10 protein-coding genes, 1 tRNA gene and 1 riboswitch are annotated in these 10,704 nt (G+C 66.2%); of the genes, 10 read left to right on the top strand and 1 reads right to left on the bottom strand.

Features of this window, described 5'->3' with window-relative positions:
* Positions 1-158: 158 nt before the first annotated feature.
* From B5F74_RS11975 to B5F74_RS11930, 10 genes are all read left to right on the top strand, one after another.
* Complete coding sequence (locus tag B5F74_RS11975) at positions 159-410, top strand: leucine-rich repeat domain-containing protein (RefSeq protein ID WP_158095789.1); 252 nt, start codon at positions 159-161, stop codon at positions 408-410.
* Positions 411-534: 124 nt separating this feature from the next.
* Positions 535-704, top strand: a riboswitch (FMN riboswitch).
* A 6-nt stretch (positions 705-710) separates the two neighbouring features.
* A complete protein-coding gene (locus tag B5F74_RS11970) occupies positions 711-1,301 on the top strand; it encodes an ECF transporter S component (protein ID WP_143753888.1) in 591 nt (196 codons plus the stop codon).
* On the top strand, positions 1,298-3,112 hold the full coding sequence (locus B5F74_RS11965) for an energy-coupling factor transporter ATPase (RefSeq protein WP_087202777.1): 1,815 nt from the start codon (positions 1,298-1,300) through the stop codon (positions 3,110-3,112). The genes B5F74_RS11970 and B5F74_RS11965 overlap by 4 nt, the downstream gene beginning before the upstream one ends.
* The gene (locus B5F74_RS11960; RefSeq protein WP_087202775.1) at positions 3,109-3,912 is read left to right on the top strand and encodes an energy-coupling factor transporter transmembrane component T; all 804 of its coding nucleotides are present in this window, start codon (positions 3,109-3,111) and stop codon (positions 3,910-3,912) included. Before B5F74_RS11965 ends, B5F74_RS11960 begins: the two co-directional genes overlap by 4 nt.
* 17 nt (positions 3,913-3,929) lie before the next feature.
* On the top strand, positions 3,930-4,343 hold the full coding sequence (locus B5F74_RS11955) for a pyridoxamine 5'-phosphate oxidase family protein (RefSeq protein WP_087202773.1): 414 nt from the start codon (positions 3,930-3,932) through the stop codon (positions 4,341-4,343).
* Positions 4,344-4,363: 20 nt separating this feature from the next.
* Positions 4,364-4,783, top strand: a complete 420-nt coding sequence (locus B5F74_RS11950) for a pyridoxamine 5'-phosphate oxidase family protein (protein WP_087202771.1) — start codon at positions 4,364-4,366, stop codon at positions 4,781-4,783.
* A gap of 587 nt (positions 4,784-5,370) precedes the next feature.
* Positions 5,371-6,441 (top strand): N-acetyl-gamma-glutamyl-phosphate reductase, encoded by a 1,071-nt coding sequence (argC, locus tag B5F74_RS11945; RefSeq protein WP_087202769.1) that lies wholly within the window; start codon positions 5,371-5,373, stop codon positions 6,439-6,441.
* A gap of 101 nt (positions 6,442-6,542) precedes the next feature.
* Complete coding sequence (argJ, locus tag B5F74_RS11940) at positions 6,543-7,814, top strand: bifunctional glutamate N-acetyltransferase/amino-acid acetyltransferase ArgJ (RefSeq protein WP_087202767.1); 1,272 nt, start codon at positions 6,543-6,545, stop codon at positions 7,812-7,814.
* Positions 7,815-7,909: 95 nt separating this feature from the next.
* On the top strand, positions 7,910-8,866 hold the full coding sequence (argB, locus tag B5F74_RS11935; protein ID WP_087202764.1) for an acetylglutamate kinase: 957 nt from the start codon (positions 7,910-7,912) through the stop codon (positions 8,864-8,866).
* A 22-nt stretch (positions 8,867-8,888) separates the two neighbouring features.
* Complete coding sequence (locus tag B5F74_RS11930) at positions 8,889-10,172, top strand: aminotransferase class III-fold pyridoxal phosphate-dependent enzyme (RefSeq protein WP_087202761.1); 1,284 nt, start codon at positions 8,889-8,891, stop codon at positions 10,170-10,172.
* Between the two features lie 316 nt (positions 10,173-10,488).
* On the opposite strand, the gene B5F74_RS11925 is transcribed toward B5F74_RS11930, so the two are convergent.
* Positions 10,489-10,564, bottom strand: a tRNA-Val gene (locus B5F74_RS11925).
* Positions 10,565-10,704: the final 140 nt, after the last annotated feature.

Below are 10,704 nucleotides of genomic sequence, written 5' to 3'. Positions count from 1 at the left end.
TCGGCGCTGGGGTACCTCAGCCCCGAGGAGTTCGAGCGGGCCAACTGGCCCGAGGAGGACCGCCACCCGATGGCGGCGTAAGGGTGTAAACGGAATCGGGGTAGATTCACCCCGCGTCGTCCATAACCTCTCTCGACCTCTCCGGGTGCCCCGCGCTCGTGAGCCTCGACTGCTCGGGCAACCTCATCGAGTCCCTGGACCTCTCCGGCCTCCCGGCGCTCGAGAGGCTCGACTGCTGGGACAACCTCATCGAGTCCCTGGACGTTTCGGCGTGCCCCTCTCTCTGGCAGCTCTACTGCCAGGGCAACCGCATCGCGGACCTGACGGCGCTCCGCGAGTGGCTCGCGCAGGACGGCCGCCTCGGCGCCGTCGAGCCCCAGCTGGCGGGGGAGGGGGAGATTGAGATCTAAGCCCACCCCGCCACCACGGGCCCCCGGCAAGGCAGTTCACAGTGCCCTTGTCGGGGGCTTTTGTGTCGAATGGGGCCTGACCCAAATCAACCGGCTCTAACATGCGCGACGTGCTACGATGGAGCTGCTGTTTCAGGGCGGGGTGGAATTCCCCACTGGCGGTATATCGGCGCGCGGCATGAGGGCCGCGTGGATCCGATGAGCCCGCGAACCTGCGAGGCGTTGGGTCGCCTGCAGGCCGAACCGGTGAGAGCCCGGTGCCAACGGTTAAAGGCCGGATGGAAGAGGCAGGTGATTCTTGTGACTGAACAGTCTACGCACATCCATGTACAGAACACGAATCGGTGGAGCACGAAGCAGCTCGTGACCATGGCGCTCATGTGCGCCGTCAGCGCGCTCTTCATGTTCGTGCAGATCCCCATCATTCCATTGGCGCCGTTTTTGACGTACGATCCGTCGCTGGTGCCCGCCATGGTCTCCGGCTTCGCCTACGGGCCGGGGTCGGGCGTCGCGGTGGGGCTCGTCGCCATCGTCATCCACGCGCTCATGACCGGCGATTGGGTCGGCGCGCTCATGAACGTCGTCGCCACGGTGCTGTTCATCTTGCCGGCGGCGCTCGTCTACCGCAAGAACCATACGTTCGCCGGGGCCGTCATCGGGCTGGCGATCGGCGTGGTGCTGGCGACGGCGGGGTCGGTGGCCGCAAATCTCACCATCGGCGTGTGGTTCTGGTACGGTTCCGCCGACGTGATCATGCCGCTGCTCGTCCCGGCGGTCATTCCGTTCAACCTCATCAAGACGCTGCTGAACTCGGTGCTCACCCTTGCGGTCTACAAGGCCATCTCGAACCTCATCACCCCCAAGAAGGACCAGGTCAAGGGCCGCGCATGATCGAGTGCGAACACATAAGCTACTCCTACGACGGCGTTACGCGCGCGCTCGACGGCGTGTCGCTTTCCATCGAAGACGGCGAGTTCGTCTGCATTCTGGGCGGCAACGGCTCGGGCAAGTCGACGCTCGCCAAGCACCTGAACGCGCTGCTAGTCCCCGACGAGGGGCGCGTGACGGTGATGGGGCTCGACACGGCGGATCCCGAATACGTCTACGACATCCGTTCGGCCGTGGGCCTCGTGTTCCAGAATCCCGATGATCAGCTGGTCGCCACGCTGGTGGAAGACGACGTGGCGTTCGGGCCGGAGAACCTCGGCATCGAGCCCGCCCAGATATCCGAGCGCGTGCGTGACGCCCTGCGCGAAGTGGGCCTCATGAGCTTCGAGCGGCATGAGACGCACGCGCTGTCGGGCGGCCAGAAGCAGCGCGTGGCGATCGCGGGCGTGCTCGCCATGCATCCGAAGGTGCTCGTGCTTGACGAGGCGTCGGCGATGCTCGACCCGCGCGGCCGCGCGGGGCTCATGCGCGTATGCCGCGAGCTGCACGCGCAGGGCATGACGATCGTCATGGTCACGCACTTCATGGAGGAGGCGGCGCTGTCCGACCGCGTGGTCGTGCTCGATCGGGGGCGCATCGCGCTCGAGGGCGCTCCGGCCGATGTCCTGGCGCGCGCCGAAGTGCTCGAACGGCTCGACCTCGAGGTGCCGCCGTCGTGCCGGCTGGGGCTGGCGCTGCGCAGCCGGGGCGTGGACGTCACGCCTCACGTGGACGAGGGGACCATGATCGCCGAGATCGCCGGCATGCTGGACGGCGTGTCCTGCGGGCCCGGCGATGCCTCGGATGCGGCTTCCGCCTCGGATGCGGACGCCGTCTCGCAAGACCGGGCCGAGGCGTGCCTTTCCTTTGAGCACGTGAGCTACAGCTACGAGGCGAGCGTGCGCGAGCGCGCGGCCAAGCGCCGCCGCCCGCGCGCGAAGAAGCAGGCCGTCTGGGGCAACGACCCCGACGCGGTCTGGGCGCTCCACAACGTCGACGTGACGATTCGGCGCGGCGAGTTCGTCGGGCTTGCCGGGCACACGGGCTCGGGCAAGTCGACGCTCATCCAGCACATGAACGGCCTGGTGCACCCGACGATGGGGCGCGTCGTCGCCTACGGCGAGAATCTTGCCGACAGGCGCGCATCGGCGCGCATCAAGACGAAGGTCGGGCTCGTGTTCCAATATCCCGAGCACCAGCTGTTCGCGACGACGGTCTACGACGACGTGGCGTTCGGTCCGCGCAACCTCGGGTTTTCCGCCGATGAGGTCGATGTGCGGGTGCGCCGCTCGCTTGAGCAGGTCGGCCTGTCGTTCGACGAGCTGGCCGGCAAAAGCCCCTTCGAGCTGTCCGGCGGCCAGCAGCGGCGCTGCGCGTTCGCCGGCGTTCTTGCGATGGAGCCCGAGGTGCTGGTTCTCGATGAGCCGGCGGCCGGTCTCGACCCGGCGGCTCGCCACGAGTTCTTGCAGCTCATCGCCGGGCTTCATGAGCAGGGGCTCACGGTGGTCATGTCGTCGCACAGCATGGACGACCTCGCGGCGTACTGCGATAGGGTCGTCGTGCTGAACGAGGGCTCGGTCTTCATGTCCGGCACCCCGCGCGACGTGTTCACGCAGGCGGACAGGTTGCGCGGGGTCGGACTCGGCGTGCCCGCGGCCCAGCGCATGGCATGCGCACTGGCCGCCCGTGGCGTGCCGCTCGCGACCAGCCGACTCTACGACGTCGACGGATTGGCCGACGACATCGCGTTGCTCATCAAGGGGGCGGCTCGATGAACGAGGTCTTCTCCTTCGGCAGCTACTATCCGGGTGACAGCGCGCTGCATCGTCTCGACCCGCGCACCAAACTGCTCGGCGGCATCGTGTTTCTGCTGATCGCCCTGCTTGCGCGCAGTTTCGTCGCACTCGGGGCCATCGCGGTGTTCATCGCGGCGTTCTACGGCGCGGCGCGCATTCCCGCCGGCCGCGCCCTGCGCTCGCTGGCGCCCTTGCTCGCCATCGTCTTGGTGGTCGCCGCGCTCAACCTCCTCACCAATCACAGCGGTCGCGTCCTGGCCGCGCTGGGCCCGTTCCAGATCAGCGAGGGGAGCCTGCGCTCGTGCGCGTTCACGGCGGCGCGCATGCTGCTCATGATGTGCGGCATGAGCCTGGTGACCATGACGACGATGACGCTCGACCTCACGTGTGCCGTCGAGCGCCTGCTCGCCCCGTTCGCGCGCATCGGCCTGCCGGCGCATGAGCTCGGCATGATGCTAGGCATCGCGCTGCGCTTCATGCCCCAGTTCGCCACGGAGCTCATGTGCACCTATCGCGCCCAGATCAGCCGCGGCGCGCACGTGACGGCCGGTCCGCTCGGCAGCGTCCGCATGCTCTCGAGCATATCGATCCCGCTGTTCGCGAGCATCTTCAGGCATGCCGAGACGCTGTCGGCCGCCATGGAGGCGCGCTGCTATCACGGCGAGGCCGGGCGCACGCGCTTGCATCCGCTTCGGTACCGGGCGTGCGACGGTGTCGCCGCGGCGATATTGGCGGCCCTGGGCGTCTGCGTGGTTGCGATCGGCGTTATTGCAGGATAGGAAAGGTGTGATCGAATATGTCTGACGGATTGCATACGGCGCTCCAGTACCTGACGTCCATTCCCGCATGGTACCTGGCGACCAGCGTGGACGATCAGCCGCACGTGCGCCCGTTCTCGTTCGCGGCGATTCAGGACGGAAAGCTCTGGTTCTGCACCGCGACGACCAAGGACGTGTGGGAGGAGCTGCTGCAGAACCAGCGCTTCGAGGCGACGGCGTGGTGGCCGGGTCACGGCTGGCTCATCCTCCGCGGGCGCGCCGGGCTGGAAGACCAGGCGGCAGCGGACGTGCGCGAGGCGGGCTGGAGGCATCTCGAGGGCCTCGGCGAGCACTACGACGGCCCGGAAGACCCGACGCTCGTGTTTTTCAGCGTGGAGGATCCGCAGGCGTGGATCTGCAACCATGACGAGTGGAAGCCGCTCGAGCTATAGGGAAGTGCAGGAGGTCTACCATGGACGAGATCGTTGGCTATCTGACGGGGATCCCCGCGTGGTTCTTGGCGACTATCGACGAGCACGATGCCGAGCAGCCGCGCGTGCGCCCGTTTTCGTTTGCATGCGCGGACGCGGGCAAGCTGTGGTTCGTCACGTCGCGCGACAAGGACGTATGGCGCGAGCTGACCGCTCATCCCAAATTCGAGCTTTCCGGCTGGAAGCCCGGGGCGTATTGGATCGTGGTGTCCGGCAGGGCGAACCTCGCGGACGACGCCCAGGTGAGCGATGAGGTGCGCCAGGCGGGCTTTGCGCACATGGTCGGCATCGGCGAGGCGCATGATTCCGCGCATGACGGCAGACTCGCGTTCTTCAGCGTTGCGGACGGCATTGCGCGCTTCTGCGACATCGACGGCAGCGAGCGCCGCATCGCTTTCTAGGAAAACGCTGAGCAATTCCGAGCAGGAGCGCCCTGCGCCTCCTCGGCCGCACCCTCTTCCGGCGAAAGTGGCTAGAAATTTCTGTTTTGCTGTAAGCCGGGCGCGGCAGAGATGTCCGGATGAGTCGTTTAGGCTGCATTGACCGGTTGCGAAGCCGGTTTCTGGACCTCAAAATGCGCAGATCGGGCGCTTCCGGGGAGAAATCGGTGCCGGCAGCGGGTTTCCGATTCCTTCATCCTGGTTCAGTTACAGCAAAACAGAAATTTCTAGCCACTTTCCCCACGGAGTGCGGAATTCCTGGCGGGTCATGGGGGACGGGTTCGCTGGGGACGGGTTCGTTCCAACCCATAGATGGTGCTTTTAGGGACAGGTGATTTTTGTTCATGCCGGCGCTGTCGCGCCGGCATGAACAAAAATCACCTGTCCCTAAAAGCACCATGCTGTGTTGCGAGAATGTATCCTGTGAAAAAATGCCGCCCTTCTCATAATCGGAGTGCTATTGTCTCAACTTGCTCAATGAATAGGGATTGAAGATGCGGATATATGCATTTTCAGGCCAAGAATATACATTTGGGAGATGACGTCGTATGGCCTATCGGGTTGGAGTCGTGGGAGCAGCGGGATATGCGGGAATCGAGCTTGTCCGCCTGCTGCTGGGGCATCCGCAGTTCAAGCTCGTCGCTATCACGTCCAACGCCGACGCCGGCCAGAAGCTCGCCGACGTGTATCCTGCGTTCGCCGGCGTGAGCGACCTGGAGTTCACGACGCATGACAACCCGCTGCTCACGGCGTGCGACGCGGTCTTTCTGGCCGTTCCGCACACGGCCGCCCTCGCTGCGGCACCCGGTCTGCTCAAGGCCGGCGTGAGCGTGTTTGACCTCTCCGCCGACTTCCGCCTGTCCGACCCTGCGGTCTACGAGGCGTGGTACAACACGCCGCACACCTCGCCCGAGCTGCTGAAGACGCGCGCGTTCGGCCTGCCCGAGCTGTTCGCGGCCGACCTTGCGCGGGCCGCCGCGAGCCGTGCCGCGGGCGAAGCGGTGCTCGTGGCCTGCGCGGGTTGCTATCCCACGGCGACGTCGCTCGGCGCGTATCCGGCGATCCAGGCGGGATGGATGGCGGAGGGCTCCTCGGTCGTCGTCGACGCCATCTCGGGCGTGACCGGTGCGGGCAAGTCCGCCAACGCGCGCACGCACTACTGCAGCGCCGACGAGAACGTCGAGGCCTACGGCGTGTGCAAGCATCGCCACACGCCCGAGATCGAGCAGATCCTCGGCCTTGAGGACCGCGTGGTGTTCACGCCGCATCTCGCCCCGCTCAAGCGCGGGCTGCTGTCCACGGTGAACATCCCGCTTGCCCCCGAGGTCGCCGACACGCTCACCACCGAGGACGCCGTCGCGCGCTACCGCGCCTTCTACGAGGGCAGCCCGTTCGTGCGCGTGCTCGACGCGGGCCAGTTCCCCAAGACGAGCTCCGTCGCGGGATCCAACGCCTGCCAGATCGGCCTTGCGGTGAACGGCCGAGCCCGCATGCTCGTGATCACCTCGGCTATCGACAACCTGTGCAAGGGCGCTGCCGGCCAGGCAATCCAGTGCGCCAACATCGTGCTCGGCCTGGACGAGACCTGCGGCCTGCCTCTGTGCGCCCTGCCGGTGTAGTCGAGCGGGCCGTCCGCCGCGATCGTCGATTCGGTCGCGGCGTCGCGGGGCGCTGCGCTACACTGATGCCAGTATCAGGACGGACGAGGAGAACTGTCTTCATGAATGTCGACGCCTTTGACACACGACTGCGCGCTATCCCCGGGGGAGGCGTGACGAGCGCTCGGGGCTTCAAGGCCGCGGGTATCCACGCGGGGTTCCGCAAGAACCCGGAGCGTGCCGACTTTGCCCTCATCGTGGCCGACAAGCCGGCAAGCGCTGCGGGCGTGTTCACCACGAACCGGTTCTGCGCGGCGCCGGTGACCGTCAGCCGCGAGCATCTGGGCGGTCCCGACCAGGGCTTTGGCTGCGTGCAGGCCGTGGCGATCAACTCCGGAAACGCCAACGCGGCGACCGGCGAGCCCGGCCTCGCCGTGGCGCGCGAGACCTGCGACATCGTGTCGCAGGTGGTCGGGTGCGCCTCTGACCAGGTGCTCGTCGCCTCGACGGGCGTTATCGGCCAGCAGCTCGACATCGCGCCGTTCGAGACGGGCATCCCCGCGGCATACGACCAGCTCTCCGTGGCCGGCGGAGCCGCCATGGCGCGCGCCATCATGACCACCGACACGCACCCCAAAGAGCTCGCCGTGACCTACGAGAGCGGCGTGCTCGAGTACGTCGACTGCACGTTCACGGTGGGCGGCTGCGTCAAGGGGTCCGGCATGATCATGCCGAACATGGCGACCATGATCGCCTGCATCACCACCGATGCGCCGGTGGAGCCGCAGACGCTGCACACGATTCTGACGTCGTGCGCCAAGCAGACCTTCAACAAGGTGACCGTCGACTCCGATACGTCGACCAACGACACCTGCATCATGCTCGCCTCGGGTGCCGCGGCGAGCGACGAGCAGCCCATCCGCGAGGGCACCGAGGCCTACGAGGAGCTCGTCTACGCCGTGCACGTCGTGTGCGAGAGCTTGGCGCGCGCCATCGCGGCGGACGGCGAGGGCGCCACGCGCCTGGTGACCGTCAACGTGACCGGCGCGGCAACTGACGAGGATGCGGACACCGCCGCCCGCGCGGTGGCGAATTCGCCGCTCGTGAAGACCGCCATCGCGGGCCGCGACTGCAACTGGGGCCGCATCGCCGCGGCGCTCGGCAAGTGCGGCGTGGCGTTCGACCAGACCCGCACCTCCATCGACATCATGGGCCTGCCGGTGTGCCGCGAGGGGCTGACGGTGCCGTTCGATGAGGAAGAGGCCCTGCGACGATTCGAGGCACCCGAGATCGTGATCTCGGCAGACCTCGGCGCCGGAGAGGGCACGGCGACGGTTTGGACGTGCGACTTGACCCACGAGTACATCACCATCAACGGCGACTACCGTACATAGGTTGTACTCGGCCCTCGCCGAACCATCCATGGCCCCGCATCGGGGCCGGCCGCCCGCCCGTCATGCGGGCGGCCATCTATTGAAAGAGACCGCACATGAAGTACGCACGCGATTCACGTTCCGCATCCCGTTCCGACGAGGAAACCGCCCAGCTTCTGTTCGAGGCGCTTCCGTGGATCAAGAACCTGACCGGTAAGACCGTCGTCATCAAGTACGGCGGCGCGGCCATGGTCGACTCCGAGCTGCGCGCCGACGTCATGAGCGACATCGTGCTGCTCAAGATCATCGGCATGAAGCCGGTGATCGTCCACGGCGGCGGCAAGGACATCAACGAGGCGCTGTCGCACTACGATATCCCCGTTGAGTTCAAGCACGGCCAGCGCGTGACCGATGACGCCACGATGGAGATCGTGCGCGAGGTGCTGGGCGGCAAGGTCAACCAGGAGCTCGTGGCGGCCATCAACGTGCACGGCAACCTTGCCGTGGGCGTATCGGGAGCGGACGCCGGGACCATCGTCGCCCGCGAGCTCGACCCCGAGCTCGGCCGTGTGGGCAAGATCGTTCGCGTCAACGCCGACTATCTCGAGAGCATCATGGACAACGAGTACATCCCCGTGGTGGCCACGGTCGCCCAGGGCGAGGACGGCGGGTTCTTCAACATCAACGCCGACGTCGCGGCCGGTCACATCGCCGCGGCGGTCCATGCGCACAAGGTGATCTTCCTGACCGACGTCGACGGCCTGTACGAGGATTTCTCGGACAAGGACTCGCTCATCTCCAACCTGACGCTCGAGGAGACCGAGCAGATGCTCGCGCGCGGCGAGGTCGACAAGGGCATGATCCCCAAGCTCGAAAGTTGCATCCATGCGCTCAAGGCGGGCGTCTTCCGCTCGCACATCATTAACGGCACGACGCCGCATTCGCTGCTGCTCGAGCTTCTGACCGACGCCGGCGTCGGTACCGTCATCCATTCGACGCATGCCGCCTACGAGCAGGACACGCATCCGCATCCGTTGACGCAGTTCGCCGCGCGGCTGTCCGAAAACATCTAGGGAAACGCGAGGGGTAACCACCATGTCTCTTTCTATGCAGAAGACGCTTGAGTCTTCGTACGTGATGCATACGTTCGGCCGTTCGGAGGTCGATTTCGTATCGGGCCACGGCATGACGCTGGTCGACGATGCCGGCCGCGAGTATCTGGACTTCCTTGCGGGCATCGGTGTGTGCTGCCTGGGGCACGCCCATCCCGTGCTCGCGGATGCGCTGCGCACGCAGGCGGAACAGCTGCTGCACGTGTCCAATTACTTCTATATCGAGCACCGCGGCGAGGTTGCGGCGCTTTTGTCCAAGCTTGCGAACGGCGATATGGACGGCGCCCGCGCCGTGGCGGATGCGGCCGTCGCGGGCGATGCCGATGCGCTGCTGGCGGCTGCGGCGCCTGCGGAGGGCGAGCAGGTCTGGGAGACGTTTTTCGCCAATTCCGGTGCCGAGGCCAACGAGGGCTCGATGAAGCTTGCGCGCCTGTACGCCAAGCGCGCCGGCAACGGTGGCAACACCATCGTGGCGCTGCGCGGCAGCTTCCACGGGCGCACGCTCGAGACCATCGCCGCAACCATGCAGGACCGCCTGCAGGACAGCTTCAAGCCGCTGCCCGGCGGGTTTGTCGCCTGCACGCCGAATGACGTGGATGAGCTCCGCGGGATCTTCGAGCGCTACGGCAGCGAGATTTGCGCAGTGCTGCTCGAGCCTATCCAGGGTGAGTCCGGCGTGCATCCGCTCACGCAGGAGTTCATGGAGGCCGCGGCCGAGCTCGTGCACGGTGTGGGCGGCGTGCTCATTGCCGATGAGGTGCAGACGGGCATCTTCCGTTCGGGAAAGCCCTTCGCCTTCCAGACCTACGGGGTCGAGCCGGATATCATGAGCCTTGCCAAGGGGATCGCGGGCGGCGTGCCCGCGGGAGCCTGCGTGGCCAAGAAGGAGATCGCGGACGTGTTTCGCCCGGGCGACCACGGCACGACCTTCGGCGGCAGCTGCCTGGCAGCGGTCGCGGCGTGCGCCGTGCTGTGCGAGCTCACGCGCGGCAGGTACGACGAGCATGCCGAGCGGGTGGGCGGCTATCTGCGCGAGAATCTCGCAGGCGTGCCTCATGTGGTTGAGGTGCGCGGCAGCGGCCTGATGATCGGCTGCGACCTGGACGAGGCGGCGGGCGATGCCCACGACGTCGTGGCCAAGATGCTCGACGCCGGCTTCGTGATCAACGCGACCGGTGCCCACACGCTGCGCTTCCTGCCGCCGCTTATTTGCGGCGAGGCAGAAGCCGATGCCCTGGTTGATGGGTTGACGAAGGTGCTGGCGTAGCGCGTACATTTGGAACTGGTTTTTTGGGGTCGTTATTACCCAAGGCAGTGCGCTGTGCCGCCTTGGGTAATAACGACCCAGCCCCAAAATACCCGTCCCGGACCCTGCTGCGAGCCGTGCACTCAGGTCGCGGATCCACTGGGCGTGCTCGGGCACGGCGGAAGCGCTCGCGGTCGACGTCTTGTGGATGTCGGCCGCGCTTCGCCGGCAAATGCTCGGCGCGTTTCCTCAGCTCCGCGCCCCCAACGGGGTTCGAATCCCTCTGAAAGGAGCTCAAAAAAGAAACGGTCCCATCGCTGGGACCGAAACAGCCAAGTGGTGGGCGATGAGGGATTCGAACCCCCAGCCTTGTGCGTGTAAAGCACCTGCGCTAACCGTTGCGCCAATCGCCCGTGGGGGTAAGTATAGCGCAAAGGGGCGGGGCCGATGACACAAAACGGACCGTTTGGCACGCTCATATGACCGATAACCCTGTCAAGTGGCAAAAACGGCCCAACCCGCCTGGCCAAAGGCGGGTCGGGCCCTTCCGCTC

Origin of the sequence: Collinsella sp. An271 (assembly GCF_002159695.1) — a bacterium.
GTDB classification, from domain to species: Bacteria; Actinomycetota; Coriobacteriia; order Coriobacteriales; family Coriobacteriaceae; genus Collinsella; species Collinsella ihumii.
This window is presented reverse-complemented; position numbering and strand designations above follow the sequence as displayed.